9 protein-coding genes are annotated in these 14,684 nt (G+C 46.6%); 8 read left to right on the top strand and 1 reads right to left on the bottom strand.

Annotated elements, in window-relative coordinates; all coding sequences use genetic code 11:
- Nucleotides 1-62 precede the first annotated feature (62 nt).
- The 4 genes from OM978_RS19420 (at nt 63) to OM978_RS19405 (ending at nt 8,848) form a co-directional block, all read left to right on the top strand.
- A complete protein-coding gene (locus OM978_RS19420; protein WP_264344026.1) occupies nt 63-2,945 on the top strand; it encodes a TonB-dependent receptor in 2,883 nt (960 codons plus the stop codon).
- A gap of 101 nt (nt 2,946-3,046) precedes the next feature.
- Nucleotides 3,047-4,543: a tryptophan halogenase family protein gene (locus OM978_RS19415; RefSeq protein WP_264344024.1), complete on the top strand. Its 1,497-nt coding sequence runs from the start codon at nt 3,047-3,049 to the stop codon at nt 4,541-4,543.
- A gap of 49 nt (nt 4,544-4,592) precedes the next feature.
- Nucleotides 4,593-6,995: a TIM-barrel domain-containing protein gene (locus tag OM978_RS19410; RefSeq protein WP_264344022.1), complete on the top strand. Its 2,403-nt coding sequence runs from the start codon at nt 4,593-4,595 to the stop codon at nt 6,993-6,995.
- Nucleotides 6,992-8,848, top strand: a complete 1,857-nt coding sequence (locus OM978_RS19405) for a glycoside hydrolase family 13 protein (protein WP_264344020.1) — start codon at nt 6,992-6,994, stop codon at nt 8,846-8,848. The genes OM978_RS19410 and OM978_RS19405 overlap by 4 nt, the downstream gene beginning before the upstream one ends.
- A gap of 2 nt (nt 8,849-8,850) precedes the next feature.
- Here the strand turns inward: OM978_RS19405 and OM978_RS19400 are convergent, their stop codons facing one another.
- Nucleotides 8,851-9,234: a DUF393 domain-containing protein gene (locus OM978_RS19400; RefSeq protein ID WP_264344019.1), complete on the bottom strand. Its 384-nt coding sequence runs from the start codon at nt 9,232-9,234 to the stop codon at nt 8,851-8,853.
- Nucleotides 9,235-9,389: 155 nt separating this feature from the next.
- On the opposite strand from OM978_RS19400, the gene OM978_RS19395 reads away from it, so the two are divergent.
- The 4 genes from OM978_RS19395 (at nt 9,390) to OM978_RS19380 (ending at nt 14,671) form a co-directional block, all read left to right on the top strand.
- A complete protein-coding gene (locus OM978_RS19395; RefSeq protein WP_264344018.1) occupies nt 9,390-10,250 on the top strand; it encodes a hypothetical protein in 861 nt (286 codons plus the stop codon).
- 9 nt (nt 10,251-10,259) lie between these two features.
- Nucleotides 10,260-10,601: a flagellar biosynthesis regulator FlaF gene (locus OM978_RS19390; protein ID WP_264344017.1), complete on the top strand. Its 342-nt coding sequence runs from the start codon at nt 10,260-10,262 to the stop codon at nt 10,599-10,601.
- A gap of 157 nt (nt 10,602-10,758) precedes the next feature.
- A complete protein-coding gene (locus OM978_RS19385; protein WP_264344015.1) occupies nt 10,759-12,828 on the top strand; it encodes a M13 family metallopeptidase in 2,070 nt (689 codons plus the stop codon).
- Nucleotides 12,829-13,159: 331 nt separating this feature from the next.
- Entirely contained in the window at nt 13,160-14,671 is a 1,512-nt protein-coding gene (locus OM978_RS19380) for an MFS transporter (protein WP_264344014.1), read from the top strand.
- Nucleotides 14,672-14,684: the final 13 nt, after the last annotated feature.

Raw genomic sequence — 14,684 nt, 5'->3', positions numbered from 1 at the left:
ACTATCAAAACCAGACAGATATAAGTCTGAAACAAAAAAACAAACAAATCCGGGGATAAGGCATGAATAAATTTAAGTTAAGCATACTCACCATGGCTATCGCTACTGCTGGCGTTAGCTCACACAGCTACGCACAACAGGCCGAAGCAACTAACAAGGCAGCACCTGCCAAAGAAGAACAAATTGAAGTTATAGGTGTTACTGGTTTCCGTGGCAGTCTGCAAAAAGCTCAAGCCGTAAAAATGAGCGAAAACTCCATCGTTGAAGTGTTGTCAGCAGAAGACATTGGTAAGCTGCCAGACACCAGCGTGGCTGAATCTTTAGCACGTTTACCTGGTTTAGCCGGTGAGCGTCGTAACGGCCGTACCAGTGGTTTGTCTGTGCGTGGTTTTAACGAAAACTACGTAGGCACCTCATTAAATGGTCGTGAATTATTAGGTATGGGCGACAACCGTGGTGTTGAATACGACCTGTACCCATCTGAAATCGTTTCTACTGCTATGGTCTACAAAACTCCGGACGCTTCTCTGATGGCGCAGGGTATTGGTGGTACTGTGGATCTGCAAACCGTACGTCCTCTGACGGCGGAAGATACTTTTGTAGTCAACCTGAACTATGAGCAAAACGATCAGGAAGCCGGTAACCCGGATTTTGACGATCATGGTCACAAAGCTTCTATCAACTACATTGATAAATTTGTCGATGACAAGTTAGGTTTTGCTTTAGTGTTATCTTCACTTGAATCACCACGTCAGGAACAGCAGTTCCGTGGCTGGGGTTATCCTAATGTTAACCTGGCTGTAGATGACAATGGTGATTTCGTTAATCCACGCCGTGATACAGATCCTGTAGATGTACCAGCAGGTACTATGATTTTAGGTGGTCATGACACTTTTACCCGTTCTGCTATGTTGGAACGTGATTCTATTGCCGCCATCTTCGAATATGATGCAAGCGATGATTTAAAAATTAAATTTGATGCTTTGTATATCGACTTTAACGAAACAGACGTACGTCGTGGTCTGGAAGAAGGTATGGCGGAGTGGGGCACAGGTGCTTATACAGTGACTGAAGTTCAGGATGGCTTAGCCACTGCGGCTTATCACGATGGTTTCTTCTCAGTGATCCGTAACGATGCGCGTGAACAAGACGCTGAGCTGAAAACTTTTGGTCTGAACCTTGAATACAACATCAATGATGACTGGACCACTGAGCTCGATATTTCAACTGGCAAAGTAGATAAAACCATCACTGATGTGGAAAGTTATTCAGGTGTAGGCCGCGCTGGTGGTACAGGTCCGGATAACAGACCAATCACTGCCCGTTCATGGGTAATGACTCCTTCAGGTGCAATGTTTGGTGATCACCCAACGATAGCACCTGTTGATCTGACCGATCCATCCATCATTCGTTTAGCTGGCCCACAATCCTGGGGTGGTTCATTAGCGCCGGTTCCGGCTTTTCAGGATACAGGCAATGGTTTTGGTCCAACTACTGCACAAGATGGTTTTGTAAATAAACCAATCTTTGAAGAAGAGCTGGACAGCGTGCGTCTGCAATTTAATGGCGTAGTTGAATGGGGTATTTTCACTGGTCTGGAAACTGGTGTGGTGTATAAAGACCGCACCAAGAGCAAAATAAACAACGGTGCTTACCTGACCGCTAATGTGTGGCCAAACTCTGACGCTATTCCTGATGTATTAGGTGTGGCAGATTTAAGCTTTGTGGGTATCAACGGCGTATTGGCGTACGACAGTTTAGCTCTGTATAACAACGGTTATTACATTGCTACAGATGCCGCTTTCCTGGAAAATGGTCGTTTTGGTGATACCTACGAAATCAATGAAAAGATCACCACTTTATACGGTATGTTAGATATTAATACAGATGCAGGTTCTATCCCTGTGACTGGTAATATCGGCGTACAAATTGTGAAATCTGATCAGGAAGGTTTTGGTTTTAACGCCTCCTCTGGAGCAGATCGCTACACCAATGCGATCCCTGTGTCCGGTGGTGCTGATTACACTGATGTATTACCAAGCATGAACCTGAGTTTTGAAGTGGCAGATAGTCAGTTTATCCGCACTGCTGTATCTAAAGTAATGAGCCGCCCACGCTTGGACGATATGCGTCCAAACAGCCAGGTGACCTTTAACTTTAACGACACCAATATTCTGGATCCTAATCCATTAAACAGCGCCTTTGCTGGTAACGCAGGTAATGCTGAACTGAAGCCGTTAGAAGCTGACCAGTTCGATTTATCTTATGAAAACTATTACCATGACAATGGTTTTATTGCGGCAAGTTTCTTCTATAAAGATCTGAAAAACTGGCACCGTAATATTACCTTAATCAATGATTTTGCTGATTACTACATACCTGGATTCCATGAAACAAGTACTGGTTTACCTCCGGCAACTACCTTAGGTCGTCTGGATATCCGTCAGGATGGTTTGACTGGTTTTGTCCGTGGTTACGAGCTGCAAGCCAGCGTACCATTTGACATCATCGACGAAGTACTGGATGGTTTTGGTTTAGTCGCCAGCGCCACCTTTATGGATGGTGAGTTAGATGAGGTTACTGGTCCTGTTCGTGTACCAGGTTTATCAGAAGAGATTTACACTCTGACGGCTTATTATGAGCGTGCAGGTTTTGAAGTTCGTGTCTCTGGCACTAAACGTGATGAGTTTGCCACTGAGACCCGTGGTCTGAGTTTAAGCCTGGCTCCAACTATGGATCAGGGCGGCGAGTTGTGGGATGCACAGATTGGTTATGATTTCAGCGAGTCAGGTATTGATGCGTTGGATGGCCTGCGTGTTTCATTACAAGGTCAGAACTTAACGGATGAAAAAACTATCCAGAACAACCCTGGCGACTCTCGTCAGGTGACTCAGTATCAGAGCTTTGGCCGTAACTTCCTGTTAGGCTTAAACTACAAGTTCTAATACAGGCTGAGGTTGTGTCGGTGCTGCAAGACAGCCCGACTACTGACAAACTCTGTTTAAAACCCAGCCTTGATGGCTGGGTTTTTCTTTAGGGAATAAGTATGTCTCCAATAAAAAAAGTAGTGATTCTGGGTGGTGGTACCGCAGGCTGGCTGAGTGCCGCTCTGCTGAAAAAAGTACTGGGTGCTGTAGTTGATATCGAGCTGGTGGAATCTGATGCCATTGGTACTGTAGGTGTTGGGGAAGCCACTATTCCGCCTATTCGGCTGCTGAATCAGGTGCTGGGCATTAACGAAGCAGAGTTTTTGCGTGAAACCAAAGCCACTATCAAACTGGCCATTAAATTTGAAAACTGGCGCGCTCAGGGGGACAGTTATTATCACAGCTTTGGTGCGCCCGGTCGCAGCCTGACGTTCTGCCACTTTCATCATTTGTGGTTAAGGGCGCGGCAACAATTTGGTGATATGACACCTATCTGGCAGTACGATTTAAACTATCTTTGTGCTGAAGCAGGTAAATTTGCTCCTATCACGGCCAAAGACCCTATCCTGGAATTGCCTTACGCCTACCATTTTGATGCGGGTTTATATGCAGCTTTCCTGCGTAAATTCAGCGAACCTTTGGGAGTGGTGCGTACTGAAGGCATGGTGGACCAGGTCACTCAACACCCTAACGGCCATATCAAAAGTTTATTGCTCAAAGACGGCCGCGAAGTTAAGGGGGATTTTTTTATCGATTGCTCTGGTTTTGTCAGCTTGTTATTACAGCGCAAACTAGGTGTTGGTTATGACGACTGGAGTCACTTATTACCCTGCGACCGGGCCTGGGCTGTACCGACTGAACGTTTTGAACAGACTCTGCCTTACACCAGAGCCATAGCTCATGAAGCCGGCTGGCAATGGCGTATACCGTTGCAGCACCGTAATGGCAATGGCATGGTGTTCAGCAGCGCCCATTACACCGAACAACAAGCTTTGGATGTGCTGATGGGTAATCTGCAAAGCACGCCAATGGCTGATCCTAAACTGATTAAATTCAAAACCGGCCGTGCCCGTAAGCAGTGGCATCACAATGTGCTGGCTGTTGGCTTATCCAGTGGTTTTCTGGAGCCGCTGGAATCGACAAGTATTCACCTGGTGCAGTCTGGCATAGTGCGTTTGTTAAAAATGTTCCCACATAACGGTATTGAACAAGCGACTGTAGCTGAGTACAACAAACAATCTGAAGCCGAGTTTGTTTATATCCGCGACTTTTTATTGCTGCATTACCATGTGACAGAACGCAGGGACAGTCAGTTTTGGCGTGATATGAGTCAACTGCAAATCCCTGATTCGCTAAAACACAAAATTGAGCTATTTCAGGCCGATGGCAGTATTTTCCGTGAACAACATGATTTATTTCATGATGCTTCCTGGTTACAGGTGATGTTAGGGCAGGGGTTAATGCCACGTGATTATCACCCTCTGGCAGACAGCTTCTCTGATACTCAACTAAAAGACATGCTCAGCGGCATCAAGGCGATTAAACAAGAGCCTTTGGCCAAACTGTTTTCACATGATGAGTTTTTGCGCCGCGCTTGTGGTATTTCAGCAAAGTAATGCATTTAGCCAGACCAGTTCATGGTTTGGCTTTAGATAGGATTTTTATATGAGACCATTTCTTATTTGCCTGACTTTTGTGCTGGTGCTGGTAAGTACTGTTACGCAGGCTGCTACTTATCAGTCACATCAGCTGCAGGACAACAAGCTACAACTTCAAACCGATGAATATACCGTATCCCTGAGTTTTAAAAGCAAAAGCGCAGTTGAAGTTGTGTACCAGAAAGTCGGTATGAAACAGCTGCCGTCTTTTGCTTTGGCTGCGCCAGAACAACAGCTTGCAGCTACTCTGACTGAGCAGCCACAGCTGCTTGAATTTGCCACTACAGATCTTAAAGTTCGGATCAGTAAAGCACCTTTTCAGTTAAGTTATTACCGTGGTAATGAGCTGGTATTGGCCGAGGAACAAGGTTTTTTTGCCCATGAAACTCTGCGTGGTTTTCGCTTTCAGCTGCAGGACGACGAAAAGTTGTTAGGTACAGGCGAGCGCGTTGTCGGCATGGATAGACGCGGTCAGCGTTTGCCGTTATATAACAAAGCCAGTTATGGCTATACCACCGAAGCGCAGCAGATGTATTTTGGTTTGCCTGCTGTCATGTCGAGCAAAAAATATCTGGTGCTGTTTGATAACAGCGCCAGTGGTTTTGTCGACTTAGGTAAAACAGAAAAAGATGTTTTGCAATTCGAAGCAGTGGCTGGCCGTACGTCTTACATAGTGATGGCGGCAGCAACTTATCCGGCTCTAATAGAGCAATATGTGACTGTCACTGGCAAACAGCCGCTGCCACCCCGTTGGGCCTTTGGTAATTTTGCTTCACGTTTTGGTTATCACACTGAAGCAGAAACCCGCGCCATAGTGAATAAATTTGCTGCAGAAGACTTCCCACTGGACGCTGTAGTACTGGATTTATATTGGTTTGGGCCAGATATTCAGGGGCATATGGGCAACTTAGCCTGGGATAAAAAAGCCTTTCCAAATCCTAAGGGCATGATCAGCGACTTTAAAGCCAAAGGCGTCAACACAGTATTAATCACCGAGCCTTTTGTATTAAGCACTTCTACCCGTTGGGATGAAGCGGTCAAAGCCAAAGCTTTAGCCAAAGATTTAGCGGGTAAGCCTAAAACCTTCGATTTTTATTTTGGTAACACTGGTCTGGTCGATGTGTTCTCGAAAGAGGGCACCCACTGGTTTGAAGGTATTTATAACGAGTTGGCGGACTATGGTGTGGCAGGCTGGTGGGGCGATTTAGGCGAGCCTGAAGTACATCCCTCTGATGCGATTCATAGCGTAGGCACAGCAGATGAAATCCATAATGCTTATGGTCATCGTTGGGCTGAGCTGGTGTATCAAAATCGCTTGAAACAGCAACCAGCACAACGGCCTATGATTATGATGCGCTCTGGTTTTGCCGGTTCACAACGTTTTGGCATGATCCCATGGACAGGTGATGTCAGTCGCAGCTGGGATGGTTTAAAACCTCAGGTGGAGTTGTCGCTGCAAATGGGCTTATTAGGTATGGCCTATACCCACTCAGATTTAGGTGGTTTTGCCGGTGGTGAGGTGTTTGATAAAGAAATGTATATTCGTTGGTTGCAGTATGGTGTATTCCAGCCTGTGTACCGGCCTCATGCTCAGGAGCAAATAGCGCCAGAGCCTGTACTGCACGACAAAGAAACCAAAGATATCCTGCGTGAGTATGTGAAATTACGTTACCGTTTATTCCCGTACAACTACAGCTTGGCTTATCAAAACAGCACTACAGGTATGCCATTAATGCGGCCGCTATTTTTTGAAAATGAAGCGGACACCAGCTTAATCGCTAACAAAGACAGCTACTTATGGGGCGATGCCTTTTTAGTGACGCCTGTTACAGCTGCTGGCGTGAAGTCTGTAGCTGTGCAATTACCTCAAGGCGTCTGGCTGGATTACTGGACAGACAAAGTCTATCAAGGTGGGCAAACTGTTCAGCAGCCAACCGATTTAACCACCTTGCCTGTGCTGGTGCGGGCTGGCTCTTTTGTGCCTATGGTGAGCGCTGTGCAAAGTTTAAAAGACTACAGCAGCCGTCAGTTGGAGCTGCATTATTACCATGACTCATCAGTGAGCACAGCCAAAGGCCAGATGTATGAAGATGATGGTGTATCGCCGGATTCGTTAAAAAGCGGCCAGTATGAGTTGCTGACTTTTAATGCTAAGGCAAATAGCAGCCTGACACTGGAGTTGAACCGCACCGGTTTAGGTTACACCGGTATGCCAAAACAGCGTGAAGTCACATTGGTTGTGCATCAATTGGCTAAACCCGCAGAAGTGCTGGTGAATGGCAAAACCTTGAAATGGGTCAGCTCTGAAGCAGAGCTGACAGCAGGGACAGCATGGTTTGATCAAACTAAACAGCAAGTGAGGCTGAAGCTGAATTGGGATCAGGCCAAACTGAAGGTGGTGCTGCAATGACAACTATTCATCCAATAAAGGCAGCACTGCTGAGTCTGGCATTACTGGTTCCTGTGGCGCATGCGGCTAAAATCGAACATCTGGAGCCTGCCTTTTGGTGGGCTGGTATGAAAGAGCCTAAGCTGCAGCTGATGGTGCATGCCAAGGATATTCAGCAGGCTCAAGTGGTGCTGAGTTATCCAGGAGTAAAAGTTACAGGGCTGCAAAAAGTAGAAAACCCCAATTACCTTTTTGTAGATTTAGAGCTAAGCCCTGATGTGAAACCCGGCAATTTTGAGTTGTCGTTCAGGCAAAATGGCAAGGTCGTCGCCAAGCATAACTACAGCTTATTAGCTCGCCAGCAAGGTTCTGCACAGCGTCAGGGGTTTAGCCAAAAAGATTTAATTTACCTGATCACTCCAGACCGTTTTGTAAACGGCGATGCCACCAATGACGAAGTGAAAGGTTTAACTGAAGGGTTAAACAGAGCAGCTCCAGGTGGCCGCCATGGCGGGGATATTGCCGGTATGCAGCAGGCTTTGCCTTATCTGCAACAACTGGGCGTTACACAAATCTGGCCTCAGCCATTAACCGAAAATAATGGCCCATCTTATTCTTACCATGGCTATGCTGCTACTGATCTGTACAACATCGATCCACGTTTTGGCAGCAACAGCGACTATAAAAACTTTGTGTTGGAAGCAAATAAACTGGGGATCGGTGTGATTCAGGACATCGTAGTAAATCACATAGGCTCGAACCATTGGTGGTTAAAAGACTTGCCAGAAAAAAGCTGGTTGAATTACAACTCCAGTTTCCATCCGACCAACCATGCCCGTACTACAGTGCAGGATCCTTATGCCGCCAAAATCGACGCCAAAGCTTTTGTTGATGGCTGGTTTGTTGACAGCATGCCGGATTTAAATCAGCGCCATCCACTGTTAGCGACTTATCTGATCCAGAACTCAGTCTGGTGGGTGGAGTACGCGAACTTATCCGGTATTCGTGAAGATACCTACTCTTATGCTGACAAAGACTTTTTGACCCAATGGTCGAAGCGCCTGATGACCGAATACCCGAATTTTAATATTGTCGGCGAAGAGTGGAGTGCAAACCCTGTTGTAGTGTCGTATTGGCAGAAAGGCAAACAAAACTCAGACGGTTATCAGTCTTCCACACCCAGCATGATGGATTTTCCGCTTTATTACGCCTTGCTGGCGGCGCTGACCGAAGAGGAAGCCTGGGATAAAGGTTGGGTCAAACTCTATGAGGCTTTGGGTAACGATGTGATCTATCCGGACCCAACCAACTTAGTCTTGTTTGAAGGCAATCACGATACAGCGCGGATATTCTCATTATTAAATGAAGACAGAGATTTGTATCAGATGGCGATGATTTATCTGCTGACGGCGCCTCGTATTCCGCAGCTGTATTATGGCACCGAAATTCTGAAACAAAGCCCGAAGCAGCGCGACGATGGTTTGGTGCGCAGTGATTTTCCTGGCGGTTGGGCAGGTGATACTGTCAATGCCTTTACTGGTAAAGGTTTAAGTAAAGCTCAACAGCAGGCCCAACAACTGGTAAAAACACTGGCCAACTATCGCAAAAACAACACTGTGTTGCAGCAAGGGCAGATGAAACATTTCAGCCCTGTAGATGGCGTCTATAGTTACGCCCGTTATCAGGGTAAGACACAGGTTTGGGTGTTTTTTAATAAAAATGCCGAAGCCAAAACTGTGGATTTAAACCGCTACTCAGAGTTGATGCCAACCAATGCGCGTTTTACCGATCTGTTGACAGGGAAAAACATCAGTACCAAAGGCAAGCTGGAATTGCCTGCTCGTGGCAGTCTGATGCTGCAATTGAAACTATAACTTCAATAAGGTAAAGGCGGAATTTTCAGCAGTTTTAGCAACACATTACGGCCGGCCCGCAGCAAAGGATAGCTAAAGCGGGCACGGCGTGCTGATTGAAACCAGTACAACCAGAGCTTGTTGCGCCAGTTGCTTTCATTGAGTGAGGCCAGTAATTGCAGCACCTCTGCACCTTTTAACCAGCGCCCATCCACCCGCAACAACATGCTTTGATTGACGATCAAGTTCTGATGCTGCAGTTCGGCCAACAATAGTGGGGCTTGTTCAGGCAAGTCCCGCGCGTTCAGTAGCGTCAGTTCGCCAAACTGCTGTTGCAACCGTTGTGCAGCAACAAAGTTGCGGCAAAAAGGGCAATCCCCATCGTAAATCAGTAGTAGTTGCTGCATAAGACGCCCTGTAATCAAAACAACCACTTTAACGGAAAACTGCCTAAGGCGGATCTCTGACGATAAAATAGCCGTATTTAACTGGCGAAACAGCGCCATAAGGTTAAACTAGTAAGTAGTTTAATTTCTGGTCGCCAGATCAGATGGAGTTTGTAATGATCAACAATGTCAGCCCGGGTTTTATTCCGTCAACACCAACAGTAAATCCTGCAGCTGCACCCAGTTCAGGTGCGACTTCCGGCACTAGCAGTACTTCAGCATCTACCAGCAAAAAAGCAGAACTGGAATTTAGCCCTGGCCGTAATTCGGCTAAAGATTATTCTGCTGTGCAGCAAAGCCTGGCCAAAGGCAAAGGTGCTGTGGAAAGCGCGCAGGCTGCCACTACTGATATTAAAGACTCATTGGTGAAGGTGCGGGATGTTGCGACTAAGCTGGCAGATGATTCGTTAGCTGCACCACAACGCGAGAAATTACAGAAAGAGTACTCAGCTTTACGTTCTGGTATTGAGAAGTCACTGGAAGGGGCCAGCTATAAAGGCGCTGATGCTGGTAAAGGTGTTAATTTACTGACAGATAAAGACAGCACCAAGGTGACTATTAATAGTTATGGCAGCCAGTCTGAACTGGGCAGCAGTAAACTGGATAAACGCCTTGGTTTACCAGAGAAAATTGGTTCAGCGGCAGAAGCCCGTGAGTTGTTAAATGGCAAAGAAGGCAAAACCAGTGCTCTTACTTCGGCCGAAAAATCAGTTAACGAAAGCTCTGAACGTTTAGCAAAAGAAGATAAAAAACTCAAAGCACAGTTAGAAACGGCCACAGCTGTCAGTAAGGCGGCTAACAGTCTGGAATCTGAGCGCACTGGCGGCCGTAACTCAGCCCGGGCTGCACCAGATGAGGAAAGCAGAGCTGCATTGTTAAAACAGGCAGAGGAAACCCGTCAGCAGTTAAAGCAGCAAACCATGGGCATAGGCAACAAAGATCAAGGCGCCCGCTCTCTGCTGAGTTTGTTCAATTAAGCCGGTCTGATGCGCAGCCCACTGGATCTGTATCGAACTACCCGCCTTTTAGCGTCGAACACCAAAGCTCTTGAAGCTCAGGTGTTTCGTCGCGTCTTGTATCAGTTGGAAATGACAGCCCAAGCTTCTGAATTGGAGCAAAGCAAAGCTTTGGCCGATCTGCGTGTACTTTGGTTCACTGTTTTAGGTTTAGTGACAGACCCGGACAATCATTTGTCACTCGCCTTACAAAAAAACTTAGAGCAACTGGCTCACGCTGTGATTGCTGAACTTGATTTACCTGCTATTGAGCAAGACAGACCATGGCTGGTTCAGGTGACCAGTCAAATTGCTGAAGGCCTGGAAACCTGACTCCTGGTTGACGCCTTAACAATTAATAAAGCCGACATTTGTCTGGTCAGTATTACCACTAGTCGCAGTCAAAATCTAAAAACTGGACAATACCCTTCTTTTCTTTACACTGGTTTTGCGTAAAAACTAATAACTAAAATCAACTCCAGGAACAATAATGTTAAATAAATCTACTCTGGCCCTTGCTGTACTTTTTGCACTGGCAGGCTGTGATAAAGCCCAAACTCCAACTCAAACCACTGAAACTCCACCTGCAGCTGTGGCTGAAGTGAAGACCTTAACCTCAGGTGTTGAGCTGTCTAATATGGACACCAGCGTAAAGCCTCAACAGGACTTTTTCCGTTATGTAAACGGCAACTGGCTGGCTAAAACTGAAATTCCGGCGGATAAAGGCCGTTGGGGCAGCTTTGACGAACTGCGTGAAAACGCCGATAAACAAGTACTAGCTATAGTGCAGGAACTGGCCGCAAAAACTGCAGAGCCAGGCACAGATATCCAGAAAATTTCCGACTTCTACCGCTCTTATATGGATACAGCCACACTGGATTCTTTGGGGCTGGAACCGCTGAAAGCTGAATTTACTAAAGTGGATGCTGTCACCTCTCATGCTGACCTAGCAAAACTTTGGGGTGAATTGCAGGCAGAGCGTACCGGTACTCCTGTGGTGTTATTTGTTGGCCAGGATCAGAAAGCCTCCGATCAATACATTACGCTGGCGAACCAGTCGGGTTTAGGTATGCCGGATCGCGACTACTATCTGAATAGCGATGAAAAGTCGAAAGAAATCCAGCAAAAGTATCAGGCTTATATCAGTAAAGTAGCCGAACTGGCAGGTTGGACTGACCCAGCCAAAGTGGCAGCAACTGTGTACGCAATTGAAACTAAACTGGCGACTGCACAGTGGAGCCGTGTACAAAACCGCGATCGCACTGCTACTTATAATAAGCTAACTTTGGCACAACTTGCTGAAACCGCTCCGGGTTTTGATTGGGCCGCTTTATTGGGCGCAGCTAAACTTGCTGATGTAAAAGACGTAGTAGTACGTCAACCGACTTACCTGACAGCTTTCGCCAAACTGCAAAGCGAAATTCCGGTTGCAGACTGGCAAACTTACTTAAAATTCCATCTGGTTCGTGCGAACAGCCAGTTGTTAGCCAGCAGCTTTGATCAGGCCAGTTTTGAATTTTATGGCAAAACTTTATCTGGCTTAGAAGCTCAGCGTGATCGTGAAAAGCGTGCTGTAGCTGCGCTGGAAGAGTCTTTGGGCTTTATGCTTGGCAAGATTTATGTGGAACGTCACTTCAAGCCTGAAGCCAAAGAACGCATGGATCAGTTGATTAAAAACATGAGGGTCGCTTTTAAACAAGCTATTGATGGGCTGGAGTGGATGAGCCCGGAAACGAAAAAAGCGGCTCAGGAAAAACTGACCAAATTTAACGCTAAAATTGGCTACCCAGATGTGTGGCGTGACTACAGCTGTTTAGAAGTAAAAGCCGGTGATTTGGTTGGCAATATGCAGCGCAGCAGCCAATGTGAGTTCGACCGCATGGTGGCTAAACTAGGCAAGCCGGTGGATCGCACTGAATGGGGTATGACACCACAAACTGTCAATGCTTACTACAGCTCAACAATGAACGAAATCGTATTCCCTGCCGCTATTCTGCAGCCACCGTTTTTTAACGTTGATGCCGATGATGCAGTCAACTACGGTGCCATTGGGGGTGTGATTGGCCACGAAATTACCCATGGTTTTGACGATCAGGGCCGCCGCTCGGATGGCAATGGTAACTTAACCGATTGGTGGCAGCCGACAGATGCAGAGCAGTTCCAGAAACGTGCTCAGCTGATGATTGACCAGTACAGTGCCTTTAACCCTATTGATGATTTAAAACTACAGGGCGCTTTAGGTTTAGGTGAAAACATTGCTGACTTAGGTGGTTTAACTGTTGCCTTTAAAGCCTACCAGACTTCACTGCAAGGTAAACCTGCTGCTGTGATTGATGGCTTCAGCGGCGATCAGCGCTTCTTTATGGGCTGGTCTCAGGTATGGCGTATTAAGTTCCGTGACGCGTCTTTACGTCAGCAAGTGATCACCGGACCTCATTCACCAGGCATGTACCGTGTGCTGGGTGTGCTGTCGAATATGCCTGAGTTTTATCAGACTTTTGATGTAAAACCTGGTGATGGTATGTACCGCGACGATGCGGTTCGGGTCAAAATCTGGTAACAAACCGGACGCAAATCAAAGGACGCTTTTTAGCGTCCTTTTACTTTTCTGTAAGGCAGGGCATAGTAAGGCAAGTACTGCTGGATAAAAGCAGTTCAGGGCCTGACCTGAATACGTATTCATCTTGTTGTGCAGCATGTATCGCTGTTCTAATCGGGCACCCTACAAAAGAATGTGCAGCATAGATAGACTGCATGCAGATCGCAGGGTAAAGGTCAGCAGACCAAAAGCCAAAGTGCTTCACCTGAGATCGAACCCGTATTTTATTCAAGAGTGGCTGGTTGATGGATTTATTCCTCAATAAAGCCGCCGGACTCAACAGGACAACGATATGCAACAAAAGCCCAATCTCAGTTTTTGGCAAATCTGGAATATGTGTTTTGGATTCCTGGGGATCCAGTTTGGTTTTGCTCTGCAAAATGGTAACGTCAGCCGGATTTTCCAGACGCTGGGTGCCAGTATTGATGAAATCCCAATTCTTTGGATTGCAGCCCCTTTAACAGGTTTATTAGTGCAGCCTTTGATAGGCCACTTTAGTGACAAAACCTGGACTAGGCTGGGCCGTCGTCGGCCGTTTTTCCTCTATGGCGCTATAGTCACTACCTTAGCTTTATTTTTTATGCCCAACTCGCCTGGCTTGTGGATTGCTGCTGGTATGTTGTGGATTTTAGACGCTGCTATTAACGTGACTATGGAGCCATTCCGTGCTTTTGTTGGCGACAATTTAAATGCCAAACAACGCCCTATGGGCTTTTCAATGCAAAGCTTCTTTATTGGCGTGGGCGCAGTTATAGCATCTGCTTTGCCCTGGATCCTGACCAACTGGTTTGAGGTTGCCAATACAGCGCCTGAAGGCCAAATCCCTGACTCAGTGAAATATTCATTTTATGTCGGCGGCGCTGTATTGCTGCTGGCGGTACTTTGGACTGTGATCCGCAGCAAGGAATACAGCCCTGCTGAACTGGCTGAATATGAAAAAGCTGAACTGGCCGAGCCAAATCATCAGGCGCCAGCTATGCAACCTGCAGGTTCAGGTAAAACCTATTTCCACCGTGGCTGGGCTTTTGTGTTGGTCGGTATTATCTGTCTGACGGTTGTGTACAACTGGGATATGGACAAACAGCTGTATATTCTTGGCGGCGGTTTAGCTGCTTTTGGTTTATTGCAATGGCTGACCAGCTGGTACAAAACCAAAGAAAACTACACTATGTTGGTGCAGATCATCGATGATTTGTACAGCATGCCTATCACTATGCGGCGTTTAGCTGTAGTGCAATTTTTCTCCTGGTTTGCGTTGTTTTCATTATGGATTTATACCACAGCCGCTGTCACTGCCACTCATTATGGCAGCAGCGATACCACCTCAGCCGCTTATAACGAAGGCGCAGATTGGGTCGGCATTTTGTTTGCAATTTACAATGGTTTTGCCGCTATTGCAGCCTTGTTAATCCCTATTATGGTACGCAAGTCCAGTATCCAGCTCACGCACAGTTTTAACCTGGTGTGTGGCGCTTTTGGTTTATTTGGTTTTATGTGGATAGAAGATCCTATGATGTTGTGGATCCCTATGATTGGTGTAGGCATGGCGTGGGCATCGATTTTATCTCTGCCTTACGCTTTATTAGCCGACAGCCTGCCTGCCAATAAGATGGGGGTGTACATGGGGATATTTAATATCTTTATCGTGTTACCGCAGTTATTAGCGGCCAGCATTTTGGGTTCGCTGGTGAATCATCTGTTTGAGAAACAAGCTATATATGCGCTGGTGATAGGTGGTGTTAGCTGGATTATTGCCGCTTTGTATGTGCTGCGAGTCAAAACACGCCGCTTAGCGTCCAAATAAATGTTTAAGTAAG

Source organism: Rheinheimera sp. MM224 (genome assembly GCF_947090785.1).
Taxonomy (GTDB): Bacteria; Pseudomonadota; Gammaproteobacteria; order Enterobacterales; family Alteromonadaceae; genus Pararheinheimera.
This window is presented reverse-complemented; position numbering and strand designations above follow the sequence as displayed.

What these genes read in the sequence shown, in the direction of transcription:
- OM978_RS19420 (WP_264344026.1), top strand. Translation starts at nt 63, where the DNA reads ATGAATAAATTTAAGTTAAGCATACTCACCATGGCTATCGCTACTGCT.
- OM978_RS19415 (WP_264344024.1), top strand. Translation starts at nt 3,047, where the DNA reads ATGTCTCCAATAAAAAAAGTAGTGATTCTGGGTGGTGGTACCGCAGGC.
- OM978_RS19410 (WP_264344022.1), top strand. Translation starts at nt 4,593, where the DNA reads ATGAGACCATTTCTTATTTGCCTGACTTTTGTGCTGGTGCTGGTAAGT.
- OM978_RS19405 (WP_264344020.1), top strand. Translation starts at nt 6,992, where the DNA reads ATGACAACTATTCATCCAATAAAGGCAGCACTGCTGAGTCTGGCATTA.
- OM978_RS19400 (WP_264344019.1), bottom strand. Translation starts at nt 9,234, where the DNA reads ATGCAGCAACTACTACTGATTTACGATGGGGATTGCCCTTTTTGCCGC.
- OM978_RS19395 (WP_264344018.1), top strand. Translation starts at nt 9,390, where the DNA reads ATGATCAACAATGTCAGCCCGGGTTTTATTCCGTCAACACCAACAGTA.
- OM978_RS19390 (WP_264344017.1), top strand. Translation starts at nt 10,260, where the DNA reads ATGCGCAGCCCACTGGATCTGTATCGAACTACCCGCCTTTTAGCGTCG.
- OM978_RS19385 (WP_264344015.1), top strand. Translation starts at nt 10,759, where the DNA reads ATGTTAAATAAATCTACTCTGGCCCTTGCTGTACTTTTTGCACTGGCA.
- OM978_RS19380 (WP_264344014.1), top strand. Translation starts at nt 13,160, where the DNA reads ATGCAACAAAAGCCCAATCTCAGTTTTTGGCAAATCTGGAATATGTGT.